Raw genomic sequence first — 24,863 nt, 5'->3', positions numbered from 1 at the left:
TCTCCAAAGCCCCCTTAATGCGAAGCGGCTGACTGGGTCGCGGCCTCAGCCGCGGCCAGAGCCATGTCATAGTTCGAAATCAGCGCGGCGGTCGAGTTGCCGATTACATCGGTCACCAGCGACGGGTAGACGCCCAGTAGGATGGTCATCACGATCAGCGGAGCAAAGATCAGCCGCTCGCGCGAGCTCATATCCGTCATCGCCTTGAGGCTTTCCTTGATCAAATCGCCAAAGACCACTCGGCGATACAGCCATAGCGCATAAGCAGCCGAGAAGATCACACCAGAAGCCGCAACAGCTGTCACCCAGGTATTCACCTGGAAAGTGCCCATTAGCGTCAGGAATTCTCCGATGAATCCACTGGTGCCCGGCAGACCTACATTGGCCATGGTGAACAACATGAAGACCAATGCATAGGCTGGCATGCGAATGACCAGACCGCCGTAAGCCTCGATGTCGCGAGTATGCATCCGGTCATAGATCACGCCAACACACAGGAAGAGCGCAGCCGAGATGAACCCGTGGCTAAGCATCTGGAAGATCGCGCCGTCAATGCCCTGCTGGTTCGCAGCAAAGATGCCCATGGTCACAAAGCCCATATGCGCGACCGAAGAATACGCGATCAGCTTTTTCATATCTTCTTGCACCAGCGCCACCAGCGAGGTGTAGACAACAGCAATCGCCGACATCCACAACACCAGATCAGTCATCACTGCCGAACCCACCGGGAACATCGGCAGGCTGAACCGCAAGAAGCCATAGCCGCCCATCTTCAACAGGATCGCCGCAAGAACGACCGACCCGGCGGTCGGCGCCTGAACGTGCGCATCCGGCAGCCAGGTGTGTACTGGCCACATCGGCATCTTCACGGCAAATGAGGCGAAGAATGCCAGGAACATCAGTGTCTGCATGCCGCCGACAATATAGATGCCAAGCACGCTGAACCCTTCGGACGAGAAGTGGTGGCTCATCAGTGCTTCGATATCGGTAGTGCCCGCGTCCGCATACATCGCGACCATCGCCACCAGCATCAGCACTGATCCAAGGAAGGTATAGAGGAAGAACTTGAAGCTGGCATAAACCCGGTTCGCACCGCCCCAGATGCCGATGATCAGGAACATTGGGATCAGACCTGCCTCAAAAAACAGGTAGAACAGAACCAGATCCAGCGCCATGAACACGCCCAGCATCAGCGTTTCCAGCAGCAGGAAGGCGATCATGTATTCTTTGACGCGGTCCGTGACGTGCCAACTGGCCAGAATGGTCAGAGGCATGATGAAGGTCGTCAACAAGACAAACAGAACGCTGATACCGTCCACGCCCATCTTGTATTTCAAACCCAGCAGCCATTCGCCTTCTTCCACCATCTGGAAGCCGGTGTTGGACGGATCAAACCCCGTATAGATGCCGATCGAGACTAGGAACGTCACCGTGGTAGCCACAAGTGCAACCCATTTGGCATTTCGCTGTGCCGCCACGTCCTCGCCATGCAAGAACAGGGCCAGAATGCCTGCTGCCACGGCGGGGATGAAGGTGACGATGGAGAGGATATTATCCATTAGTGTGCGCCTCCGCCGATCGAAATCCAGGTGACAAGGGCAGCGATACCCAGAACCATCCAGAAGGCGTAAGTAAAGATGTAGCCCGTCTGCGCCTTGCCAGCGAGGCGGGTAAAGAAGGGTACAACACCCATGGCCACCCCGTTGAGGAAACCGTCAATGGTGTTGCCGTCACCCCGTTTCCACAGGAACCGGCCGAGCGCGATGGTGGGTTTGACGAAGACCGCGTCATAGATCTCGTCAAAGTACCACTTGTTCAGCAGGAACAGGTAAAGAGGACGCTGGTTCTGCGCCAAACGCGCCGGCAGCGATGTGTTCACGATGTAGAACCAGAAGGCCACGATAAAGCCCAAAGCCATGGCGACAAAAGGCGAAACCTTGACCCACTTGGGGGCAGCATGTGCATCGTCCAGAACATGGTTGTCCGGCGCAATGTAAATCGCGCCCTCGCCCGGCTCACCCGCAAAGACGTAATGGTGGTCGTCGCCGTAAGCCGCTTTTTCTTCGTGTCCGGCGTCATCACCATGGCTTTCATCCGCGTGCGCCTCATCCGCATGCGTATCGTCACCATGGGTCGTATCGGCTGTACCGTGATCACCGGTCTCAGCATGCTCGGACGCCTCAGCCACCGGTATACCGTAGAACTTGCCGACTTTGTCTGTGTGACCAAAGAAGTTGCCATACCAGATCATCCCGGCAAACACCGCGCCCAAGGACAGAACACCAAGCGGCACCAACATGGTCATCGGACTTTCATGCGCGTGCTCATGCGTATGCTTGTCGCCACGCTCTTCGCCATAAAAGGTCAGGAAAATCAGACGCCAGCTGTAGAATGACGTGAACGCCGCCGCGATCACCAGCATCCAGAAGGCATATCCTGTACCGCCGGCAAAAGCGCTTTCGATGATGGCATCCTTGGACAGGAACCCGGCGAACCCGATTTGGGTCAGCGGGATGCCGACGCCTGTAATCGCCAGGGTGCCGATCATCATCGCCCAGAATGTATAGGGGATCTTCTTCCGCAGGCCGCCGTATTCGGTCATCTCCTGCTCGTGATGCATCGCGTGGATCACCGAACCTGCGCCAAGGAACAACAGCGCCTTGAAGAAGGCGTGGGTCAGCAAGTGGAACATCGCTGCCGAATACATGCCAACACCCGCGGCCACGAACATGTAGCCCAACTGAGAGCAAGTCGAATAGGCAATGACGCGCTTGATGTCCGTCTGAACCAGGCCAACGGTTGCGGCAAAAAACGCGGTCGAGGCCCCAAGGAAAGTAATGAACCCGGTAGCACCCGGCGCAAATTCCATCAATGGCGACATCCGGCAGATCAGGAACACACCAGCGGTCACCATGGTCGCGGCGTGGATCAGCGCCGAAACGGGCGTCGGGCCTTCCATCGCGTCCGGCAACCAAGTGTGCAGGATCAGCTGAGCCGATTTCCCCATCGCACCGATGAACAGCAGGACGCAGATCACCTCGATGGCGGTCCACTCACCCCACAGGAAGTGTAGCTTTTCTTCGGCCAGCGCAGGGGCTGATGCAAAAATATCCGAGAAATTGATGCTGTCCGTCAGGAAGAACAACGCGAAGATGCCCAGAGCAAAGCCAAAGTCGCCAACCCGGTTTACGATGAACGCTTTCATCGCCGCCGCATTGGCCGTGGGCTTGCGATAATAGAACCCAATCAGCAGGTACGAGGCTACACCCACACCTTCCCAACCAAAGAACATCTGAACCAGATTGTCCGCTGTCACCAGCATCAGCATGGCGAAGGTGAAGAACGACAGATAGGCAAAGAAGCGCGGCTTATAGCTTTCGCCCTCGCGCCACTGCGGATCGTGATCCATGTAGCCGAAGGAATAGAGGTGTACGAGCGCCGAAACCGTCGTCACCACGATCAGCATGATCGCGGTCAGCCGGTCCAGTCGGACGGCCCAGCTTGTCGACAGTGATCCGCTTTCGATCCAGCGCATGATCTCGATCTGCTGGGTCACACCGTCGAACGAGAAGAACACGATCCAGGACAGCAGACAGGCCAGAAACAGCAGGCCAGTGGCGGTCCACATGGCGGCTTTCTCGCCAATGAACTTCCAGCCGAACCCGCAGATCAGCGCGCCCACCAACGGGGCAAAGAGGATGGTGGTTTCCATGTTCTCTTACCCCTTCATCATATTGACGTCTTCAACCGCGATGGTGCCACGGTTGCGGAAGAAGCAGACCAGAATGGCCAGCCCGATCGCCGCCTCGGCCGCCGCCACGGTCAGCACGAACAGCGTAAACACCTGCCCGACCAGATCGCCGAGGAAGCTTGAGAACGCCACGAGGTTGATATTCACCGCCAGCAGCATCAGTTCGATGCTCATCAGCAGGATGATGACGTTCTTGCGGTTCAGGAAGAGACCGAAGATGCCGATGACGAACAGCGTCGCCGCGACTGTAAGATAGTGTTCAAGTCCGATCATCGTCTTAAAGCCCCTGCCCCGGTTTTACGTCCTTCAACTCCATCGCCTTGGCCGGGTCGCGCATCATCTGGCCGACGATGTCCTGACGCTTGATGTCCTTGCGGTGGCGCAGCGTCAGAACGATGGCGCCGATCATGGCCACCAGCAGGATCAGGCCCGCCAGTTGGAACAGAAGGAAGTATTGATCATAAAGGATAACACCTAGGGCCTCGGTGTTGTGCCGGTCCACCGGGATCGGCTGCGCCAGATTGGCCGCTGCACCCTGCGCGCTGTCCCATGCGCCAAAGGCCATGACGAACTGCATCAGGATGACCAAACCGATCAGCAAGGCCAGCGGCATATAACGCGCCATCTCGGCCTTGAGCTCGGCAAAGTCAACATCCAGCATCATCACCACAAACAGGAACAGCACCGCGACCGCGCCGACATAGACGATGATCAGCAGCATCGCCACGAACTCGGCCCCCAGCAGAACGAACAGCCCTGCCGAGGACAGGAAGGACAGGATCAGCCACAGAACCGAGTGCACCGGCTGACGGCTGATCACCGTGAACAGCCCGCCGGTGATGGCGCTGATTGCAAACAGGTAGAAGGCAAAGACGGTCATTGATCCTCATCCTCGTTGTCGCCCATGACCTCTTGCGCCAGTTCCAACGCGCGGGTCATAGCCGGGATGCCGGCAAAGACCGACATCTGACCGATCGTTTCCACGATCTCTTGTTTCTTTGCGCCCGCCTCCAGTGCATGGCGCACGGTCTGCCTTACGGCCGCATCCGCCTGCGCGCCCTGACAGGTCAGCCCGGCCAGCGTCAACAGCAGGCGTGTCTTGGCATCCAGCCCGTCCTTGTTGACAGTGTTGCCGAACATCATCTCCATGACCTCTTTCGGCATGGTCGGCCACAGCGCCTCGAACCCTTTGGGCGAGAAATTCTCCATCGCCGGGTTCATCGCCTTGGCCATGTCCTGAGCCTGCTTCATCATTAGGTCGAACGGATTTGTAGGATTATCAGTCATTGGGGGCGCAACCAGTATGCTGTCCACGTCGCAAAGACGAGAATATATAAAAGGACGTCCAATCCCGGCTTTTTGAATTTCGAAAGCACTAGATCAGCGGCAAAGTACAAAGTGCAAAGGAGAATCCCACCAACGAACGCATCGAAGGGCCTATCGAAACCCATGTACCAATTAAGACCAGAGAACAGCGAAAATCCCGCAATTATTGCAAGATAGAATTTTCGTCTGGACAAGAGCACATTCATCATCGGTACGGCGCGTCCATTTCCAGATTGCGGGCGATCTCGGCTTCCCAGCGTTCGCCGTTATCCAGCAGTTTTTCCTTGTCGTAAAACAGCTCTTCGCGGGTTTCGGTGGCGAATTCGAAATTCGGACCTTCGACAATGGCATCGACCGGGCAGGCCTCCTGACAGAAGCCGCAATAGATACACTTGGTCATGTCGATGTCATATCGCGTGGTGCGGCGGCTGCCGTCTTCGCGTGGTTCGGCGTCGATGGTGATCGCCTGCGCCGGGCAGATCGCCTCGCACAGCTTGCAGGCAATGCAGCGTTCTTCGCCGTTGGGATAACGGCGTAGCGCGTGCTCACCGCGAAAACGCGGAGACAGGGGGCCCTTTTCATGCGGGTAGTTGATGGTGGCTTTGGGGGCGAAGAAATACTTCAGCCCCAGCTTCATGCCGACCCAAAAGTCCTGCAGCAGAAAGTACTTCGCAGCGCGGGTATAGTCGATTTGAGTCATATCAGCCTCCTAGGCTCCAACGGGCGAACGCGCCCCAGAACCAGTCGAATTTTGCCGCGAAGGCCACAAAGACCACCCAGGCCAGCGAGAAGGGAAGGAAGACTTTCCAGCCCAGACGCATCAGCTGGTCATAGCGGTAGCGAGGGGTGATCGCCTTGACCATCGCAAAGAGGAAGAAGAAGAACGCCATCTTGGCGACCATCCACAGCACGCCATCCGGCAGGCCCGGGATCGGTGACAGCCAGCCGCCGAAGAACAGCAGCGTGGTCAGCGCGCACATCAGGAAGATCGCGATATACTCGCCGGCCATGAACAGCAGGAAGGGCGTGGCCGAGTATTCGACCTGATAACCGGCGACCAATTCCGACTCCGCCTCGGGCAAGTCGAACGGCGGCCGGTTGGTTTCCGCCAGCGCCGAGATGAAGAACAGGAAGACCATCGGGAAATGCGGTAACCAGTACCAGCTGAAGAAACCGAACCGGCCGTCCTGCGCTTCGACAATGTGGCCGAAATTCATCGAGCCGGTTGAGATGATAACACCGATGATAATCAGGCCAATGGAAACTTCATAGGAAATCATCTGAGCCGCAGAGCGCAATGATCCAAGGAAAGGGTATTTTGAGTTCGAGGCCCAACCGCCCATAATCACGCCATAAACTTCCAGTGAGGACACGGCAAAGACATACAGGATTGCGACATTGATATCCGACAACACCCAGCCATCGTTGAACGGGATCACGGCCCAGGCGATCATTGCCAATACGAATGAGGTCAGCGGAGCGAGGATGAACACAGTGCGGTCGGCCCCGGCGGGTATGACCACCTCTTTTACCACGTACTTCAGGGCGTCAGCCACCGATTGCAGCAGTCCATAGACGCCAACCACGTTGGGGCCGCGGCGCATTTGGACGGCGGCCCAGATCTTGCGGTCGCCGTAAACAAGGAACAACAGCGAAATCATCACGAAGGCAACAACTGCAAGCACTTGCGCCAGAATGATGATGGCTATTCCGCCTGGGGTGTTAAAGAAATCAGCCATTGGTCCTCACACCGTGGGTATTCAATTTTTCGCGGGTGATGATCAGGCCAAGTGCCTGCGCATCTTGCGGTTGGATCGGCGCATAGGTGTAAACAGCATCCACAGCCATCGCGCTACCTTTTTCATTGCATTTCATGCGCAGTTCCCTGGTGCCCGCACCGCAAGCGATGTTGGCTTCTGAAAGCGATATGAAACGGGTCTGGTTCATTCTGCCGCAATCTTCCCGGTATTCCGAGACTGCGCCTGAGCAGAAAGCTCGGCCATCAACTGCGACGCCCGTGCAATCGGGTTGGTCAGATAGAAATCCTTGATCACATTGCGGAACGTTGCCTGACCCAAAGGACCGGCATCCAACGGCTGGACCTCATTCTCGATCACGTGGTCGATCTGGGCCAGATGCGGGACAGCTTCGATCAACGCTGTGCGCAGTTGCGCCAGCGAGTCGAAAGGCAACGTAGCGCCCTGCTCTGCCGACAGCGCCCGCAAGATGGCCCAATTCTCTTTCGCCTCACCCGGGGCGAACCCGGCACGCATCGCCAGTTGTGGTCGGCCTTCGGTATTCACGAACAGCCCGTTTTCCTCGGTATACGCGGCACCAGGAAGGATCACATCGGCACGGTGCGCGCCACGATCACCATGGCTGCCCTGATAGATCACAAAGGCCCCTTCGCCGATTTCAACCTCATCTGCGCCGAGATTGTAGATCACGTCAGCCGCACTTACGGCATCCATGCCATTTTCGTTGGTGGCATCCACATCCATCGCACCCACGCGAGACGCAGCGCTGTGCAGGATCAGCAATCCACTTTCGGTATTGGCTGCAATCGTTTGCGCGGCGGCCAGCACAGCTGCGCCGTCAGCTTCAAGCAGCGCACCCTGCCCGACGATGACCAGCGAGGCTTTGCCCTTGATCTCATCATCGCCGCCCATATCGACAACCTTTTGCAACGCCGCGCGGTCGTCGCCCATATGGTGATACGCATAGGTTAGATCGGCCGCTGGCCCAACCAAGGCCACCTCGGTCCCATGTGCCCAGGCCTTGCGGATACGCGCGTTCAAAACCGGAGCTTCGTCGCGCGGGTTCGTTCCGATCAGCAGAATACGCTCGGCTGTGTCGATATCCTCGATAGCGGCCGTCCCGGCATAGGCACCGCGATTTCCCGCAGGCAGCTTGGCCCCATCGGTTCGGCATTCAACAACACCGCCCTGCCCTTCGATCAATTGCTTCAGCGCGAACGCGGCCTCGACCGGAGCGAGATCACCAACGATACCCGCCGGCTTTTTGGCCTCTTTCAGTGCCTCTGCCGCTCTGGTCAATGCCTCAGGCCACGAGGCCGGGCGTAGCTTGCCGTTTTCACGCAAGTACGGCTTATCCAAACGCTGGCGACGCAAGCCATCCCAGACAAACCTGGTCTTGTCGCTGATCCATTCCTCGTTCACGCCGTCATGGTTGCGCGGAAGAAAGCGCATGACTTCGCGCCCTTTGGTATCGACACGAACGTTCGAGCCCAGGGCATCCATGACGTCGATGCTCTCAGTCTTGGTCAGCTCCCAAGGCCGCGCGGTAAAGGCGTAAGGCTTCGACGTCAGCGCCCCAACCGGGCACAGGTCAATGATATTGCCCTGCAGGTTCGAATTTAACGTTTGGTTCAGATAAGACGTGATCTCGGCATCTTCGCCGCGACCGGTCTGACCCATCTGTGTGATCCCGGCGACCTCGGTCGTAAAGCGCACGCAACGGGTGCAGCTGATGCAGCGGGTCATCGCGGTTCCGACCAGCGGCCCCAGATCCAGATCGTCCACGGCGCGCTTGGCTTCCTTGAAGCGCGAGCCCGACATGCCATACGCCATCGCCTGATCCTGCAGGTCACACTCGCCACCCTGATCGCAGATCGGGCAGTCCAGCGGGTGGTTGATAAGCAGGAACTCCATCACCCCTTCGCGCGCTTTCTTGACCATGGGCGAGTTCGTCTTGACCTCTGGCGGCTGTCCTTCCGGTCCCGGGCGCAGGTCGCGCACCTGCATCGCACACGACGCCGCAGGTTTGGGCGGGCCGCCGACAACTTCGACCAGACACATCCGGCAATTCCCGGCGATCGACAGACGCTCGTGATAGCAAAAGCGCGGCACCTCGACCCCGGCCTGCTCACAGGCCTGGATCAGCGTCATCGCACCATCGACTTCGATTTCCTGCCCGTCGATATTCACTTTGCGGAGGTCAGACATGGTCTAGTTCGCCCTCAAATACACGCCAATGGCGCTGTTTCTTTCAATCTCTGCGTGCCCTAGCGTGCAGAAAGATTTGGGATTGTCATAAGACACACCGTTCGCGGCCAGATACGTCTCGCCTTTGGCACGCATCCGGTCCTTTTCGGCATCCGATTCCACGTAAGCGCGGATTTCGCCGTCCGAATACCCCAGGCTGTTCGCTTTCGACTTGAGCCCCCACATCACGCCAATTGCCTTCAGCCTGCGCCCGCTGATCGACGGGCAGTAATCCGAAATCTCGTTTGCGATAGCGATGTAATAGAGTTCGTCGTCAATCTCTTTGACTTCGCGCAAGGGCGGTTTGGCGGCGACCGCAGCCGGAATAGCCAGAACAGACAACACAATAAGCAGTTTCACACCAGACATGACAAATCCTTTCGTCTTGGACAGGCCAAAACGATCCGGGGTTGGCGCGCTATTCAATAACACGTCTTGCGTCACGCCCTGATATGCGAAAAACCGGTTCATGGTCGCTGGCAGGTTCCTGCAAAGGTCAATTTATTGTCGGTGATGCGCAAATTCTGCGGTTCGGTGTCGGGTCCGACTTTCCAGTTGATTTTAGAAGTCCCAAAAGCGTCGATACAGAATTTGGTTCCTTCGTGCCGCCCCGCTTCGCGCGCGCCATCCAAAGACGCGGACACGCCGTTCACCACAACCGTAAAATCCGTCGGGGCGTTCCTTTTGTCGACGGCCTTCGCTTTGGCCCGGAAGGCCTTGCCATCAAAGAGGATTCGGTCACTGGACGACGTGCCGCAGGCCGAGACAAAAACTGCGGCACCCAAGGCGGCGGTCAGTACCACACGTCCCATCCTGAATTTTGATCCAGTCAACGGATAAGTACCTTTCTTTTCCATTAGAACGCCGCCACCAATGCCATGAAGCCCATCACAACCATGCAGGCCCATCCGACAACGTAGGATACCGATCGAACGCCGCTGTGCGGTTGTCCAATACCACGCATGTGAATAACCAACATGACGATGCGCGCAATCAGAGCGACCGATGCCAATAGGTTCACCCAGAACGGGCTAACCCCAAGCAACATGGCCGCGACCGTGACAGCGACATAGGCCGGCAGCGTCTCGGTCCCGTTCAGATAAGCCCGGTTCAGGCGATACGCCTTGTCGGAATAGTCCTGTTCCGGCGTTGCCCCGGGGGCCAATCCCTTGCCCTGTTTGGCCAGCGCGGAAAACGGCGCAAGCGCCAGAATGATCAACGTAAAGACCACGAGGGATGCGATTGCATGTGAATACTCAGCAAAAGTTTCCATTAGTTCAACTCCTTGATCTCAACGTGGTTTGGGTTTGATCCGATATCATGCAACTTGATCACTCCGCCGCCATCGCGCCCATACGGCCCGATTTCTGGGCCTTGATGCGATCCTCGATTTCCTCACGGAAATTGCGGATCAGGCCCTGGATTGGCCAGGCGGCAGCATCGCCCAAAGCACAGATCGTGTGGCCTTCGACCTGTTTGGTCACGTCAAACAACATGTCGATCTCTTCCAGTTCGGCCTCACCCCGCACCAGACGGTCCATCACGCGCATCATCCAGCCGGTACCTTCGCGGCAAGGAGTACACTGACCACAGCTTTCATGTTTGTAGAACTTCGACAAACGCCAGATCGCTTTGATAATGTCCGTAGACTTGTCCATCACGATTACAGCCGCCGTCCCCAGACCGGACCCCAGATCATTGCGCAAATGGTCGAAATCCATGATCGCATCGCGCATGTCTTCACCGCGGACACAAGGAACTGATGAACCGCCAGGGATAACGGCCAGCAGGTTGTCCCAGCCGCCACGAATGCCGCCGCAATGGGTCTCGATCAGCTGTTCAAACGGGATCGACATCGCCTCTTCGACAACACAGGGGTTGTTCACATGGCCCGAGATCGCAAACAGTTTGGTGCCTGCATTGTTCTGACGGCCAAATCCAGCAAACCAATCCGCACCACGGCGCAGAATGGTCGGCACAACGGCGATGGATTCCACGTTGTTCACCGTGGTCGGGCAGCCATAGAGGCCCGCCCCCGCCGGGAACGGTGGTTTCATGCGCGGCATGCCCTTTTTACCTTCAAGGCTTTCGATCAGCGCGGTCTCTTCGCCGCAGATATAGGCGCCGGCCCCGTGATGCAGAAACAGGTCGAAATCCCAACCCGACCCGGCGGCGTTTTCGCCCAACAAGCCAGCATCATAGGCCTCATCAATTGCGGCCTGCAGCGCCTCGCGCTCGCGGATGTACTCACCACGCAGGTAGATATAGCAGGTATGCGCATTCATCGCGAAAGACGCGATCAGACAACCTTCGATCAAGGTGTGCGGATCGTGGCGCATAATCTCACGGTCTTTGCAGGTGCCGGGCTCGGATTCGTCCGCGTTCACCACCAGATAGGCCGGACGACCGTCGCTTTCCTTGGGCATGAACGACCATTTCAAGCCGGTGGGAAAACCAGCACCGCCGCGACCGCGAAGCCCTGAGTCCTTCATCGTCTGGATGATCCAGTCACGCCCGTTCCCGATCAGGCCAGCTGTGCCGTCCCAATGCCCGCGGGTCTGCGCGCCTTTCAGCGTACGCTCATGCATCCCGTAGATATTGGTAAAGATCCTGTCCTGATCCTTCAGCATCATGTCTTACCTTCAGCTGTCCTGACGCATGCGCCAGAGTTGAAAAATGTTCACGCCCGCATAGATGAACCCCGCCAAAGCGGCGAAATCAAACAGCAGCGCATAGCGCCCCGGTAATCCCAGTGCCGGGCCGATGAACAACGTTATGGCAAGCCACAACAGCATGGTCACCGCGATGACCACCCCGATATGTCGGCCCTTGCGGGCCATGGCCTGTTCTTTTTCTTTGTCCATCTCACCTTGATGCCCCGAACGGGCACCGTCCTATTCAGTCTTCGTAGGTGCCGTCTTCTTTAGCACGTTTTGCAAACTCTGTTTCTTCGCCTGTCGCCAGTTGGGCTGCTTGTTCGATCCAACCGTCCCGCTCGATCCGGCCCTTGAATTTCAGCCGCGCATCTACCCAGGCCACCTGTTCCGGCGTCCATGCTGCGATCTGGTCAAAGTGGAAAAAGCCAAGTTCGTTCAGCCTCTGTTCAAGCTTGGGGCCAACACCTTTCAGCATCTTGAGGTCATCCGCTTTCCCCTCCCGCGCGGCGGTCAAAGTTTCGGGCTGATCCTCTTTGATCAGCGCCTTCTTTGCCTCTTCCGCCTGCTTCACGGCGGGTTTGGCGGGTGCCGGCGCCTTTGGTGGCTTTGGAGCGGCCTTGGTCGCCGCAGCCTTGCCGTCTTTGCCCAGCCATGGCGTCAGGATCGGAACCTCGGTCCCGTCGATGCGCTTGACCGTATCACCAAGTTCTTCGGCCAGTTCAACACTGGCATTGTACTGCGGTTTTCCGGCATCGTAGTCCGTGAGGCTGGTCAGACCGCTCAGCGGTTCTGCCGCGTATCTGCCATTCTGCGGACCCGGTGTCGGCACCTTGCCGGCGGCCAGATCGTCAATGATCTTGCCAAAACTGTCAGCAGTCAGATCTTCGTAATAGTCCTTGCCGATCTGCGCCATCGGCGCATTGGTGCAGGACCCGAGGCATTCCACCTCTTCCCAACTCAATTTGCCATCAACTGAAAGCTCATGCGGTTTGGCAGCGATCTTCTCCTTGCAAACCGCGATCAGGTCTTCGGCCCCACAGATCATGCAGGAGGTCGTTCCGCAGACCTGAATATGCGCGACAGTTCCAACCGGTTGCAGTTGGAACATGAAGTAGAACGACGCAACCTCGAGCACGCGGATATAGGCCATGCCCAACATGTCGGCGACGGATTCAATCGCGGGACGGCTCAGCCAGCCTTCTTGTTCCTGCGCGCGCCATAGCAGCGGGATAACCGCGCTGGCCTGACGGCCGTCAGGGTATTTGGTGATCTGTGCTGTGGCCCACTGCTGGTTGGCAGCAGTGAAGGCAAAGCTTTCAGGTTGTTCGGGGTGCAGACGGCGCAGCATTAGCAGGCATCTCCGATCACGATAACATAGGGGTCTTCCAGATGCGCACGACCTTGATCGACAAGGCGGGCAATCAGATCGGGCGTTTCAGCCTGTGTAAAACCGGCGGGGCGCAATTTGATCTGAGCTTCTTCTTCGACCATGCGACACCCGTTCAGACGCACAAAATCATAAAGCGCATCGGCACGGCCCGCCGTATCCTCGGGTGCCAGCCCATGCGCACCGCAGATCGCCGGAGCAATTTCGAATGCCGCACCGTCCAGCCCGGCCACCCCCTGTTCAGCCCAGGAATTAATCACAGCGCTGACATCTTCGGGTCGCAAGTCATGGGCAGAAAAGGCCTCCTCGGCGCGCGATACATCCAACCGGCAGCCGTTCTCGCGCATCACCTCAAGCACTTTTGCCGTTGGATGGGTCGAGGCGGCCTGCAACGGTGTGGCGGCTGCAAGCGCCAGGATCAAAGCAAGGCGTCTCACCGGTCAATCTCTCCGAACACGACATCCATTGTCCCGATGATCGCGGCGACGTCGGCCAGTTGGTGGCCCCCGGCGATATGGTCCATGGCTTGCAGGTGCAGGAAACCCGGCGCGCGCAGCTTGGCGCGGTAGGGTTTGTTGGTCCCGTCGGCGACCAGATAGACTCCGAATTCTCCCTTGGGGGCCTCGACGGCGGCATAAACCTCACCTGCAGGGACGTGGAAGCCTTCGGTGTAAAGCTTGAAGTGATGGATCAGGCTTTCCATCGAGGTTTTCATGTCCGAACGTTTCGGCGGAGTGATCTTGCCGCGTGCCAGAACGTCACCGGGGCAGTCACGGATTTTGACAATGGCCTGCTGGATGATCGACAACGACTGGCGCATCTCTTCCATACGCACCAGATAGCGATCATAGCAGTCGCCGTTTTTGCCGACGGGGATCTGAAACTCGAACTCGTCATAGCATTCATAGGGCTGCGCGCGTCGCAGGTCCCATGCCAGCCCCGATCCGCGCACCATCACGCCCGAGAAACCATATTTCTGAATATCTTCCTCGGTCACGACACCGATATCGGCGTTGCGCTGCTTGAAAATGCGGTTTTCGGTCAACAGACCATCGATATCGTTCAGAACAGAGGGGAACTCGTGGCTCCACGTCTCGATATCGTCCAGCAGTTCCGGCGGCAGGTCCTGATGGACACCGCCGGGTCGGAAATAGGCCGCGTGCAGACGGGCACCGCAGGCACGTTCGTAGAACACCATCAGCTTTTCGCGCTCTTCGAAGCCCCACAAAGGCGGGGTCAACGCGCCTACATCCATCGCTTGCGTGGTCACGTTCAGAAGGTGGTTCAGAATACGCCCGATCTCGGAATACAAAACCCGGATCAGCGAGCCTCGGCGCGGCACCTCGACGCCGGTCAGCTTTTCGATGGCCAGGCACCAGGCGTGTTCCTGATTCATCGGCGCCACATAATCCAGGCGGTCGAAATACGGTAGGTTCTGCAGATAGGTCCGGCTTTCCATCAGCTTTTCGGTGCCACGGTGCAGCAGGCCGATATGCGGGTCACAGCGTTCAACGATCTCGCCGTCCAGCTCAAGCACAAGACGCAAAACCCCGTGCGCCGCAGGGTGTTGCGGGCCGAAGTTGATGTTGAAATTGCGGATCTTCTGTTCTCCGCTCAGCGCGTCAGTGCTGCCGTCATCGTATCTTGAGCCGTCCATCAACGCCCCCGTTTCTTTTTCGCATCAGCCCGAACCCGGACCTTTTCCGCCTCGACAGCCTTGGCCGCAGCCCCTGCCAGCAGGACCCCCAGCGCACCCAAAGCGATCAGTTCCCCCAGCAGCATTAGCATCTTATCGGCGCTCCAACTCTTGTAGTTTCAGCCCGACCCACCACAGCAACGCGATCGTGCCAAATGGAACCAGACAAAGAAGGCACCAGAATTTATTGATCCCGAAAAACGGCAATATCTTCACCATCGGGATGATGGCCAGCGCAGACAGGATCAGCCACCAAATGCCACCCATTACTCAGCCTCCTGCTTTTCATCACCCGGCAGTATGTAATTCGCCCCCTCCCATGGGGACATGAAATCGAACTGACGGTATTCTTGGACTAGCGATACCGACTCATACACAACGCGCTTTTGGGCCTCGTCATAGCGAACTTCGGTGTATCCTGTGGTTGGGAAATCCTTGCGCAGCGGATAGCCACGGAATCCATAGTCGGTCAGGATGCGCCGCAGATCCGGGTGGCCCGAGAACAGGATGCCGAACATGTCGAACACTTCGCGCTCAAACCAATTGGCCGAGGGATGCACATCCACGATCGAAGGCACCATGTCCTCTTCGCGGATCGAGACCCGCAGGCGGATGCGCTGGTTCTGATACATCGACAGGAAGTGATAGACCACGTCAAAACGCTTGGCGCGTTCGGGGTAGTCGACGCCGGTGATATCGACGAGCGTGGAGAACTGGCAGCTGCGGTCGGACTTCAGGAATTCAATGAATTCTACAACGTTCGACAGCGCCACATCTACGTTCAACTCACCATGGGTGACATCCCAGGACAGAACACAGTCAGTTCGCTTCAATTCCAGCTGGGTGCCGAGTTCTTTGAGTGCTTCGCTCATCAACTCTCTCCTCAGCGCACGATGGTGCCGGTACGGCGGATTTTGCGTTGCAACTGCATCAGACCGTACAGCAGCGCCTCAGCGGTCGGGGGGCAGCCGGGGACGTAGATGTCCACTGGAACAATACGGTCGCAGCCACGCACAACTGAATATGAGTAGTGGTAGTAGCCGCCACCATTGGCGCAGGAGCCCATTGAGATCACATAGCGCGGCTCAGGCATCTGGTCATAAACTTTGCGCAGAGCGGGGGCCATCTTGTTGGTCAGGGTGCCAGCCACGATCATCACGTCCGACTGTCGGGGGGAAGCACGGGGTGCGATGCCAAACCGTTCCGCATCGTAACGCGGCATCGAGGTGTGCATCATCTCAACCGCGCAGCAGGCCAGACCGAAAGTCATCCAGTGCAGCGAGCCGGTGCGAGCCCAGTTGATGATGTCCTCGGTCGAGGTCAGCAAAAACCCTTTGTCCTGCAGCTCGGCATTCAGGGCCTGGGTGGCGACTTCTTTGTCGACGCCGGCGGTGTTTGCACCCGTCATCACTCCCATTCCAGGGCCCCCTTCTTCCATTCATAGGCAAAGCCGATGGTCAGAACACCCAGGAACACGATCATGGACCAGAAGCCAACATCGCTGATGTCCTTGAAGCCGACAGCCCAGGGGAACAGAAACGCGATTTCCAGGTCGAATATGATGAAGAGAATCGCGACCAGATAGAACCGGACATCAAACTTCATCCGCGCATCATCGAACGCGTTGAAACCACATTCATATGCGCTGACTTTCTCGGGGTCGGGATTGCGGACCGCCAGAATGACTGCCGCCAGAATCAAAACGATTCCAAGGCCCACAGCTACGGCCAGAAACACCAGAATCGGGAGATACTCCCGCAATAGGTCTTCCACGTACAGCTCCTTTCCTGCGCATACCCTGAAAGGGAGCGCCGTCAATTGGCGTGTTGACTGGACATTCTCTATCCCTGCGGGGTCAGAGGGTCAACCGAACACAAACGCACAGGGGGTTAATATTCGACTTATCGAAGCTCTGTCCCAGAAGGTCACCCACACAATCGCGGCCACATCACAAGTGGCGCCTAAACCTTACTAATCCATGCAGGTTTTCTTTTTTCAAAGAATGCGCCGATTCCCTCCTTGGCCTCTTCGGTTTCCCACCTGTCAACCAGCTCGCGGATCGTGTGGTCGATCACGGCATCGTCAATGCGCGGCCCCAGCTGGCGAACCAATTGCTTGGCCGATGCCACCGCGCCGGGTGCACAGGCAAGATAGGGCAGGACTTCGGACTCAACCGCATCATTCAGGTCGGCAGCGGGCACAATTCTGGCCAGCAGGCCCAGCTCTACCGCTTCTGCGGCTTCGAAGACCCGGGCCGACATGAACACGCGCCGCGCCCGGGCTTCGCCCATGCGGGCGATGACATAGGGGCCAATCGTGGCCGGGATCAGCCCCAGCTTGGTCTCTGTCAGCCCCATTTTGACCGTTTCCACTCCGATCGCTGCGTCACAAACCGACGCCAATCCCACACCGCCGCCAAAGGCATTACCGTGGATCGCGCCAATTAGCGGTTTGGGCAACGTGTTCAGCGCCTGCAACATTTCGGCCAGTTTACGCGCCTCGACAAACCGGGTCTCGGATTCTGCCGCCATCTGAGATTGCATCCAACCCAGATCACCGCCAGCACAAAAGCTTTTGCCCGCACCGGTCAGTACAACAACACGCACTGCGTCGTCGGTTCCAAGCAGGTGCGCGGCTTGCGTAAGATCGGTGATCATCTGCGCCGACATGGCGTTGTGCTTGTCGGCACGGTTCAGAGTCAGAGTGGCCACACCACGCGCGTCCGTGGTCACCGCAATCGTTTCAAACATGTCCGCTCCTTAATGGGATCGCATGGCGCGTGCCATCTGCGCGGCCTCTTCAATGACCGCAAGGTCGAGGCCGGTCTGATATCCAAGCCGCTCCAAATGAGCCACAACAGCTTCGGTGGCGACGTTTCCGGCAGCGCCCGGCGCGTAAGGACACCCACCCAAACCGCCAACGGCGCTGTCGAACACCCGAACGCCCAGCGCCAGCGCAGCGTCGATATTGTCGATGGCCCGCCCGTTGGTGTCGTGGAAATGCCCCGCCAGCCGCGTCATCGGAACGCGTTCGCGCACGGCCAGCAACATATGGGCGATAGTGTCGGGCGTGCCCTGCCCGACCGTGTCCCCCAGCGATACTTCGTAACATCCCAACGAGAACAGCCGGTCCGCAACTTCAGCCACTTTCTCGGGTGGTGTTGGTCCGTCATAGGGGCAATCAGTCACGCAGGACACATATCCACGTACAGGCAGGTCGATGTGGCGCGCAGCTTCAAGGATCGGGACAAAGCGGTCGATGGATTCTTCGATAGTCGCGTTGATATTGGCTTTTGAGAACCCTTCCGAAGCCGAAGCGAATACCGCGATCTCATCCGCCTTTGCGGCCAAAGCATCTTCGTATCCGTGCATGTTCGGTGTCAGCGCTCCATACCGGACGCCGTCGGCCCGTTTGATCCCGGCCAACACGTCCGCGCTGCCCGCCATTTGCGGCACCCATTTGGGCGAGACAAAACTGGCCACTTCGATGCGGTTAAAACCGGCCTTGCTCAGGCAATCGACCAGCGCCACCTTGTCCGCCACTGCAATTTCGCGCTTTTCGTTTTGCAGACCGTCGCGCGGACCCACTTCGAAGATTTCGACCCGTTCACCCATTGCTGTGTCCTTCTCTGATTGCCGCATTCGATCCGACTGTGCCACGTTGTTCGAAAAGGGGACAGTTCATTCCTCCGCCAGCCGGACCAACGCGGCCCCAGCCTCAACCTGCGCCCCGGCATCCGCCAGCACTTCGGCAACGATGCCGTCACGGGCGGCCAGCAGGGAATGTTCCATTTTCATGGCCTCAAGGATTGCCAGCCGGTCGCCTTCCTGCACGGCTTGACCCACCTGCGCAAAGACAGCTTTGACCAGACCCGGCATCGGGGCCTCAATCACATTGGTGTCGCCAGCGGCACCGGCATCGCGGTCCAACGGATCAACAATTTCCAGGACTTGACCATAGTTTTCAAAGACTGTGATCTGCGAACCCGACACAGACACGCGCGGCATAGGGGCTCCGTCGATCATCCAACCGCCCGGACCGCGCTGGGCAAGGATTGTTTGCTCTCGGACCTGCCAGACCTGACGGTTCTGACCTTCTACTTGAACGTCCAGATCAATATCATCACCTGCCCGCAAATGGACCGCGCGATGCAGCGGTGCCCACAGCGAAAACCCTGTTTCCTCAACTGTATCCACCAGATCCAAAGCCGTCATCGCGGCCGCGACGATCGAAGACGCCGGGATCGGCTCTGCACGGGCCAGCGCATCCAGATCGCGACCAATCAGGCCAGTATCAACATCACCGACGGCAAAGCCCGGATGCCGCGTCAGTGCGCCCAGAAAGCCAAGGTTCGTGACTGTCCCCGCAACCTCAGTGCCTTTCAGGGCGCGGTGCAACTGTTCTAATGCGACAGCGCGTGTGGGGCCGTGCACGATCACCTTGGCGATCATCGGATCATACCAGGGGCTGATCGTGTCACCCGCGCGCACGCCGCTATCGGCGCGGCATGCCGCGGGGAAGCGCAGATGGGTCAGTGTGCCGGTCGCCGGTAAAAAGCCCTTTGGCACGTCCTCTGCATAAAGCCGCGCTTCGAAGGAATGGCCTGAGATCGACAGGTCACTCTGCTGCTTCGGCAGGCTCTCGCCCGCCGCGACACGCAACTGCCATTCGACAAGGTCGACGCCGGTGATCGCCTCGGTCACCGGGTGTTCAACCTGCAGGCGGGTGTTCATCTCCATGAACCAGAACCGGTCCGGACGCAGCCCGTCCGAGGCATCCACAATGAATTCAACCGTCCCCGCGCCTTTGTAACCAATGGCTTCGGCAGCACGTACGCCCGCCTGCCCCATCGCGTCGCGCATCTCAACGGTCATGCCCGGGGCCGGAGCTTCTTCGATCACCTTCTGATGTCGGCGTTGCAGTGAGCAGTCGCGTTCAAACAGATGCACCGCATGGGTGCCGTCGCCAAACACCTGAACCTCGATATGGCGGGGCTTGGAGACGAACTTCTCGACTAGCACGGCATCATTGCCAAAGGCAGTGCGGGCCTCACCCCGGGCGCTGTCCAGTGCCTCGGTAAAATCCTGGGGCTGTTCGACCAGCCGCATACCTTTGCCGCCGCCGCCCGCCACGGCCTTGATCAGGACGGGATAGCCAATTGTGTCGGCCGCACCCGCCAGATGCTCGGGGTCCTGATTGTCACCGTGATACCCCGGAACGACAGGCACGCCCGCCTGCTCCATCAACACCTTGGCCGCGTCCTTGAGACCCATCTTACGGATCGCATCCGCCGATGGGCCAATGAATGTCAGCCCAGCCGCCCCGACCGCATCCACGAAACCGGGGTTTTCCGAGAGAAATCCGTAACCCGGATGGATCGCCTGCGCCCCGGTATCGAGCGCGGCTTGAATGATTACGTCGCCCTTGAGATAGCTCTCAGCCGGTGCCGCACCACCGATATGAACAGCCTCGTCCGCCATCTGCACATGCTTGGCCGACGCATCGGCATCAGAATACACAGCCACGCAAGTTACGCCCATTTTCTGAGCGGTTTCCATCACCCGGCAAGCAATCTCGCCCCGGTTGGCAATCAGGATTTTATTGAACATAGTTTAGCCCTTATCCACCAGGTCTTCGATCAGGCGGAACCGTTCGCAAAGCAATTCCATCTCGGGATCAAACCCGCCGTTACGCTCAAAGTAACGCCGGTGATCCTCACGCCACCCGTCTAACGTTTCGTTTTCACCCTCGGCCAAGGCGAAGTCTTCGGTCATGTCACAATAGCGGCAGATCGATACTTCGAACGTCTCAATCACCAATGCGGGACGATCATCCCATTCAAGGGCAATATCGCGCCGCCCAACAACCGGAGTATCAAGGCTGCCTTCGGGATAATCGCGCAGTGCGCCGCAGGTTGCCGTTTTTTGCCCTGCCCGAACCAGCGCTAAAAGCTCGGCACTCATGATTGCACTGTCGCCGAATTTGAACGTCTGTGCATCGGGATAACGCGCTTTTATGTTTTCCAGGTCGGTGCTCATCTTACATCCTGAACACGCCAAAGCGTGTCTCCTCAATCGGCGCATTCAGTGCCGCCTTCAACGACAAAGACAGCACGTCCCGGCTTTTGCGCGGGTCAATGATGCCGTCGTCCCACAGCCGCGCTGAGGCATAGAGCGGATGGGATTGTTCTTCGAACATCTCCAGCGTGGGGCGCTTGAAGTCGGCCTCTTCTTCCGCCGACCAAGTTCCGCCTTGGCGTTCAATCCCGTCCCGCTTGACGGTAGCCAGAACACCCGCCGCCTGCTCTCCACCCATCACGGAAATGCGCGAGTTCGGCCATGTCCACAGGAATCGCGGTTGGTAGGCCCGGCCTGACATGCCGTAATTCCCCGCTCCGAACGAGCCCCCCACCAGCATGGTGATTTTGGGCACATTGGTGGTGGCCACCGCCGTCACCATCTTGGCCCCATGCCGCGCGATGCCTTCGTTTTCGTATTTGCGACCAACCATGAAGCCAGTGATGTTCTGCAGGAATACCAAGGGGATTTTGCGCTGCGAACACAGCTCGACAAAATGCGCACCCTTTTGCGCCGCTTCGGAAAACAGCACGCCATTGTTGGCGATGATCCCGACCGGGCAGCCTTTGACATGAGCGAACCCGGTCACCAGCGTCTCACCAAAGCGCGGCTTGAATTCGTCAAAGCGCGAGCCATCGACCAGCCGTGCGATCACCTCGCGAATGTCATAGGGCGTGCGCAGATCGGCCGGGACGACGCCCAGAATTTCTTCGGGGTCATAGGCCGGATCCTCGGGGTTGGCCCAATCCACCGTCTGTGGCTTGCGCCGGTTCAGCGATCCTACGGCCCGCCGCGCCAAAGCCAGCGCGTGGGCGTCATCCTCGGCCAGATAATCCGCCACCCCGGATAGGCGTGTATGGACATCTCCGCCACCCAAGTCTTCGGCGCTGACCACCTCACCCGTCGCGGCCTTGACCAGAGGCGGTCCGGCCAGAAAGATAGTGCCCTGTTCCCGGACAATTATCGTTACATCCGACATCGCGGGCACATAAGCCCCACCCGCCGTACATGATCCCATGACCACCGCGATCTGAGGGATGCCCTTCGCGCTCATCCGCGCCTGATTATAGAAGATGCGGCCAAAGTGGTCGCGGTCGGGGAAGACTTCATCCTGATTGGGCAGGTTCGCGCCGCCACTGTCGACCAGATAGATGCAGGGCAGTTGGTTTTCCTCGGCAATCTCCTGCGCGCGCAGGTGCTTCTTGACTGACATCGGGTAATAGGTGCCGCCCTTCACGGTGGCATCGTTGCACACCACCATGACCTCTTGCCCCTGCATCCGGCCAATCCCTGCAATGACCCCGGCACAGGGCGCGGCGTCGCCATACATCGCATGCGCCGCCGTCGCGCCGATCTCAAGGAACGGAGACCCCGGGTCCAGCAAGTTCGCCACCCTACGACGCGGCAGCATCTTGCCCCGCGATTCATGCCGTGCGCGGGATTTCTCGCCTCCGCCCATGCGGGCGGCCTCGGCGGCGTCGGCAATTTGCGCCAACGCATCCAGATGCGCTGCGCGGTTTTCCCGGAACCCTTCGGACGAGGGCAAAGCAGAGGATCGGAGCTTCATCTTGTGTACTCTCTTAGAAAATCTCGAACGGGGTTTTCGCTGACTGCAAAGCTCTGCATCAGACGCGCGTAACCTTGCGCCACGTTGCTGGAACAAACTGCGTCAAGTTTTTTGATCTCTGGCTCTTCCAGAAAATCTTCCAGATCCGACATCGGGACCATAAAATAGTAGTCAAATGGCAGCATCTCGGCCGCCATCTCCATCGCCTCGACGGCGTCTTCGTTATCCCCACGGCACAAATAGGCCAGGGATAGGTTGCGATAGGCGTTTCCCATATCGTCATAGGCGCCATCCGCCTCGTACTGGCTTACGGCCAGTTTGAAACGCCCGACGACCTCGCGATTGTAAAAGTTCTCGTCCGCTTGCGCTTCCGGCAGAAACATCGAGACATAGGCCAGATTTTCATCATGCCATCCGTCGGTTTGCATCTCGGTGCTGAAGACACTTCTCAGCATGCGGATTTCGGGTTCATATTTCAGGGTGCTGTAAGAGGCAGAGATTGCATCTAAATAGTTGTCGTAAAACGCAATTTTTCGTTTGTCATCGTCATCAAGGCTCGCCACTCGACCGGCTACTTTGCGCAATTCAGAAATAGCCTCGTCGGGATAATCATAATAAACCAGAAGGTCTGCCAGTTGCAGTTGCTCTATGACTGCAATTTTGTCTTCGACCGCCTTATCGATTGTGTCCTGCATCCAGTTTTCGAAATACGCCTTGCCTGCCCATGCAGCGCCAATGACCGCAATTGCGGTGGCGCTAAATTCAATTCCCGTTCTGACGCTGGATTTATCCGGCATGGCATTCCTCCTCAGACGCGCGACGCTTCAATTCCTTTCTGATTACTTTTCCGGTCACGGTCAAAGGCAACTCTTGCACAAAAGCCACTTCACGAGGGTAAGAATAATGCGCAAGGCGGGTTTTAACCCACTCCTGCAACTCGGATTCTGAGGCGTCGGCCGCCGGTTTCAACACTACATATGCCTTGACGATTTCTGTCCGCAGCTTGTCGGGCTTACCAACCACGCCCACCGTTGCCACCGCCGGGTGGGTCAGCAGACAATCCTCGATCTCTGCCGGGCCGATACGATAACCGGACGAGGTGATGACATCATCGTCGCGCCCTACGAAACGCAGGTATTCACCCTCCCACACACCACGGTCGCCGGTGATCAGCCAGTCGCCACGGAACTTCTCAGCCGTCGCCTCGGGCCGGTTCCAATACTCCAAAAACATCGAGGCTGAGCCGCGCCGGATGGCCACGTCTCCCTCTTCGTTCGTCGCCTGAGCGTCTTCATCAATCACCGCAACATCGTGCCCTGGGACCGGCTTGCCGATACAGCCAGGCCGCACGGGGAATTCGTCTGAACAGGAAGAGACAACCATGTTGCATTCAGTCTGCCCATAGAATTCGTTGATCGTTAGGCCGAACGCCTTCTGCCCCCAGGCTAACATCTCGGCCCCCAGCGGCTCACCCCCGGAAGCGACTGAACGTAGCCCGAAAATCGCCTGATCCGACGCTTTGAGCATCCGCAGGGCCGTTGGGGGAAAGAACACGTTCCGCACACCACCGCGCGCGATTACATCCGCACAGGCTTCGGGGGTGAACTTGTCCAGCCGGGCCGCCACAACCGGAACGCCCAGCGCAAGACCGGGCATTAACACATCGAACAACCCGCCGATCCAGGCCCAATCGGCCGGTGTCCAGAGGCAGTCGCCTTCGCGCAGGTTGTTATGGCTGATCGAAACCCCCGGCAGGTGGCCGGTCAGCACCCGGTGGCCATGCAACGCGCCTTTCGGGCTGCCAGTGGTGCCAGAAGTATAGATCAACACCGCCGGATCCTCTGGCCCGGTGTCGGCAAAAGGAACTACGGCCCCGTCTTCACCAATCTGGTCCGCGATGAGCGGTTCTGCCAAGTCGCCTAACAGCGTTGCGCCTTCAGGGTCGGTCAGCACAACCCGCGCCCCGGCATCACCCACTCGGGATCGCAAGGCATCCTGCTTGAACAGTTTGAACAAGGGAACCGAGATGGCACCGATTTTCCAGATCGCCAGATGCGCCGCTGCACACCACGGTGACTGGCTGAGCAACACGCCCACGCGATCCCCCGGCTGCACTTTCTTCGACAGTGCGCGCGCGATGCCGTCTGTCATTTCAGCAAGCTGCCCGTAGGTGACGCGCCGCTCGTCGCTTCCTGTCAAGTCGATCACGGCGACCTGATCCGGCGCGTGATCAAGACACTGACGCGCCATATTCAGACGAGATGGCACGTCCCAGCCCCCCGCTGAACGCAAACCCGGTATGCGATTAGCATCTATCACGCTGCAATCCCCTTATTTTCAAGGGCCTTACCGGGGAAGCCTCCGATGACCCTGTCACACAGATTTGATGCAGATCAGA

General features: G+C 58.2%; 29 protein-coding genes. All 29 read right to left on the bottom strand.

Annotation, left to right across the window (positions count from 1 at the left end; all coding sequences use genetic code 11):
- Positions 1-14 precede the first annotated feature (14 nt).
- Complete coding sequence (locus tag AC2FLA_RS00225; RefSeq protein WP_282119191.1) at positions 15-1,559, bottom strand: NADH-quinone oxidoreductase subunit M; 1,545 nt, start codon at positions 1,557-1,559, stop codon at positions 15-17.
- Entirely contained in the window at positions 1,559-3,712 is a 2,154-nt protein-coding gene (gene nuoL / locus AC2FLA_RS00220; protein ID WP_282119190.1) for an NADH-quinone oxidoreductase subunit L, read from the bottom strand. The genes AC2FLA_RS00225 and nuoL overlap by 1 nt, the downstream gene beginning before the upstream one ends.
- 6 nt (positions 3,713-3,718) lie before the next feature.
- Positions 3,719-4,024 (bottom strand): NADH-quinone oxidoreductase subunit NuoK, encoded by a 306-nt coding sequence (gene nuoK / locus AC2FLA_RS00215; protein ID WP_005984024.1) that lies wholly within the window; start codon positions 4,022-4,024, stop codon positions 3,719-3,721.
- 4 nt (positions 4,025-4,028) lie between these two features.
- Entirely contained in the window at positions 4,029-4,631 is a 603-nt protein-coding gene (locus AC2FLA_RS00210) for an NADH-quinone oxidoreductase subunit J (protein WP_281994868.1), read from the bottom strand.
- A complete protein-coding gene (locus tag AC2FLA_RS00205) occupies positions 4,628-5,038 on the bottom strand; it encodes a carboxymuconolactone decarboxylase family protein (RefSeq protein WP_496695810.1) in 411 nt (136 codons plus the stop codon). Before AC2FLA_RS00205 ends, AC2FLA_RS00210 begins: the two co-directional genes overlap by 4 nt.
- A gap of 244 nt (positions 5,039-5,282) precedes the next feature.
- The gene (nuoI, locus tag AC2FLA_RS00200; protein WP_050602762.1) at positions 5,283-5,777 is read right to left on the bottom strand and encodes an NADH-quinone oxidoreductase subunit NuoI; all 495 of its coding nucleotides are present in this window, start codon (positions 5,775-5,777) and stop codon (positions 5,283-5,285) included.
- Position 5,778: 1 nt separating this feature from the next.
- The gene (nuoH, locus tag AC2FLA_RS00195; RefSeq protein ID WP_496719588.1) at positions 5,779-6,816 is read right to left on the bottom strand and encodes an NADH-quinone oxidoreductase subunit NuoH; all 1,038 of its coding nucleotides are present in this window, start codon (positions 6,814-6,816) and stop codon (positions 5,779-5,781) included.
- Positions 6,809-7,024 carry a hypothetical protein gene (locus AC2FLA_RS00190; protein WP_496719586.1) on the bottom strand — a complete coding sequence of 72 codons (216 nt, stop codon included), beginning with the start codon at positions 7,022-7,024 and terminating at the stop codon, positions 6,809-6,811. The genes nuoH and AC2FLA_RS00190 overlap by 8 nt, the downstream gene beginning before the upstream one ends.
- Complete coding sequence (nuoG, locus tag AC2FLA_RS00185) at positions 7,021-9,042, bottom strand: NADH-quinone oxidoreductase subunit NuoG (protein WP_496719584.1); 2,022 nt, start codon at positions 9,040-9,042, stop codon at positions 7,021-7,023. Before nuoG ends, AC2FLA_RS00190 begins: the two co-directional genes overlap by 4 nt.
- A gap of 3 nt (positions 9,043-9,045) precedes the next feature.
- Positions 9,046-9,552, bottom strand: coding sequence for a DUF5333 domain-containing protein (locus tag AC2FLA_RS00180; protein WP_496719582.1), 507 nt, complete (start codon positions 9,550-9,552; stop codon positions 9,046-9,048).
- Complete coding sequence (locus AC2FLA_RS00175) at positions 9,549-9,893, bottom strand: hypothetical protein (RefSeq protein ID WP_472724657.1); 345 nt, start codon at positions 9,891-9,893, stop codon at positions 9,549-9,551. Before AC2FLA_RS00175 ends, AC2FLA_RS00180 begins: the two co-directional genes overlap by 4 nt.
- Before the next feature lie 44 nt (positions 9,894-9,937).
- Complete coding sequence (locus AC2FLA_RS00170) at positions 9,938-10,354, bottom strand: MAPEG family protein (RefSeq protein ID WP_496719580.1); 417 nt, start codon at positions 10,352-10,354, stop codon at positions 9,938-9,940.
- Between the two features lie 58 nt (positions 10,355-10,412).
- Complete coding sequence (gene nuoF, locus AC2FLA_RS00165; RefSeq protein WP_496720454.1) at positions 10,413-11,711, bottom strand: NADH-quinone oxidoreductase subunit NuoF; 1,299 nt, start codon at positions 11,709-11,711, stop codon at positions 10,413-10,415.
- A 12-nt stretch (positions 11,712-11,723) separates the two neighbouring features.
- Positions 11,724-11,945 carry a DUF5337 domain-containing protein gene (locus tag AC2FLA_RS00160; RefSeq protein WP_496719578.1) on the bottom strand — a complete coding sequence of 74 codons (222 nt, stop codon included), beginning with the start codon at positions 11,943-11,945 and terminating at the stop codon, positions 11,724-11,726.
- Between the two features lie 34 nt (positions 11,946-11,979).
- Positions 11,980-13,086, bottom strand: a complete 1,107-nt coding sequence (gene nuoE / locus AC2FLA_RS00155; protein ID WP_496719576.1) for an NADH-quinone oxidoreductase subunit NuoE — start codon at positions 13,084-13,086, stop codon at positions 11,980-11,982.
- Positions 13,086-13,562: a hypothetical protein gene (locus tag AC2FLA_RS00150; protein WP_496719575.1), complete on the bottom strand. Its 477-nt coding sequence runs from the start codon at positions 13,560-13,562 to the stop codon at positions 13,086-13,088. The genes nuoE and AC2FLA_RS00150 overlap by 1 nt, the downstream gene beginning before the upstream one ends.
- Positions 13,559-14,782, bottom strand: a complete 1,224-nt coding sequence (locus tag AC2FLA_RS00145; RefSeq protein ID WP_199520034.1) for an NADH-quinone oxidoreductase subunit D — start codon at positions 14,780-14,782, stop codon at positions 13,559-13,561. The genes AC2FLA_RS00150 and AC2FLA_RS00145 overlap by 4 nt, the downstream gene beginning before the upstream one ends.
- Positions 14,782-14,913 carry a hypothetical protein gene (locus tag AC2FLA_RS00140; RefSeq protein ID WP_255415356.1) on the bottom strand — a complete coding sequence of 44 codons (132 nt, stop codon included), beginning with the start codon at positions 14,911-14,913 and terminating at the stop codon, positions 14,782-14,784. The genes AC2FLA_RS00145 and AC2FLA_RS00140 overlap by 1 nt, the downstream gene beginning before the upstream one ends.
- A gap of 1 nt (position 14,914) precedes the next feature.
- A complete protein-coding gene (locus tag AC2FLA_RS00135; protein WP_496719573.1) occupies positions 14,915-15,088 on the bottom strand; it encodes a hypothetical protein in 174 nt (57 codons plus the stop codon).
- Positions 15,088-15,693, bottom strand: a complete 606-nt coding sequence (locus tag AC2FLA_RS00130) for an NADH-quinone oxidoreductase subunit C (protein ID WP_496719571.1) — start codon at positions 15,691-15,693, stop codon at positions 15,088-15,090. Before AC2FLA_RS00130 ends, AC2FLA_RS00135 begins: the two co-directional genes overlap by 1 nt.
- Positions 15,694-15,704: 11 nt before the next feature.
- Positions 15,705-16,238, bottom strand: coding sequence for a NuoB/complex I 20 kDa subunit family protein (locus AC2FLA_RS00125; RefSeq protein WP_037307875.1), 534 nt, complete (start codon positions 16,236-16,238; stop codon positions 15,705-15,707).
- Positions 16,229-16,594 carry an NADH-quinone oxidoreductase subunit A gene (locus AC2FLA_RS00120; RefSeq protein WP_037307878.1) on the bottom strand — a complete coding sequence of 122 codons (366 nt, stop codon included), beginning with the start codon at positions 16,592-16,594 and terminating at the stop codon, positions 16,229-16,231. Before AC2FLA_RS00120 ends, AC2FLA_RS00125 begins: the two co-directional genes overlap by 10 nt.
- Before the next feature lie 188 nt (positions 16,595-16,782).
- Positions 16,783-17,571, bottom strand: coding sequence for a crotonase/enoyl-CoA hydratase family protein (locus tag AC2FLA_RS00115; protein WP_496719568.1), 789 nt, complete (start codon positions 17,569-17,571; stop codon positions 16,783-16,785).
- Positions 17,572-17,580: 9 nt separating this feature from the next.
- Positions 17,581-18,435 carry a hydroxymethylglutaryl-CoA lyase gene (locus AC2FLA_RS00110; RefSeq protein ID WP_496720452.1) on the bottom strand — a complete coding sequence of 285 codons (855 nt, stop codon included), beginning with the start codon at positions 18,433-18,435 and terminating at the stop codon, positions 17,581-17,583.
- A gap of 66 nt (positions 18,436-18,501) precedes the next feature.
- Complete coding sequence (locus tag AC2FLA_RS00105; RefSeq protein WP_496719566.1) at positions 18,502-20,430, bottom strand: acetyl/propionyl/methylcrotonyl-CoA carboxylase subunit alpha; 1,929 nt, start codon at positions 20,428-20,430, stop codon at positions 18,502-18,504.
- A 3-nt stretch (positions 20,431-20,433) separates the two neighbouring features.
- Positions 20,434-20,859, bottom strand: coding sequence for an ASCH domain-containing protein (locus tag AC2FLA_RS00100; RefSeq protein WP_496719564.1), 426 nt, complete (start codon positions 20,857-20,859; stop codon positions 20,434-20,436).
- Between the two features lies 1 nt (position 20,860).
- Complete coding sequence (locus tag AC2FLA_RS00095) at positions 20,861-22,465, bottom strand: carboxyl transferase domain-containing protein (protein WP_496719562.1); 1,605 nt, start codon at positions 22,463-22,465, stop codon at positions 20,861-20,863.
- Positions 22,462-23,262: a hypothetical protein gene (locus tag AC2FLA_RS00090; RefSeq protein WP_496719560.1), complete on the bottom strand. Its 801-nt coding sequence runs from the start codon at positions 23,260-23,262 to the stop codon at positions 22,462-22,464. Before AC2FLA_RS00090 ends, AC2FLA_RS00095 begins: the two co-directional genes overlap by 4 nt.
- Positions 23,252-24,715 carry an AMP-binding protein gene (locus tag AC2FLA_RS00085; RefSeq protein WP_496720450.1) on the bottom strand — a complete coding sequence of 488 codons (1,464 nt, stop codon included), beginning with the start codon at positions 24,713-24,715 and terminating at the stop codon, positions 23,252-23,254. Before AC2FLA_RS00085 ends, AC2FLA_RS00090 begins: the two co-directional genes overlap by 11 nt.
- Between the last annotated feature and the right edge of the window lie 148 nt (positions 24,716-24,863).

This window comes from Ruegeria sp. CDSA033 (assembly GCF_059612305.1).
The sequence above is the reverse complement of the archived record's forward strand: the minus strand, read 5'-3'. Positions and strand labels throughout refer to the sequence as shown.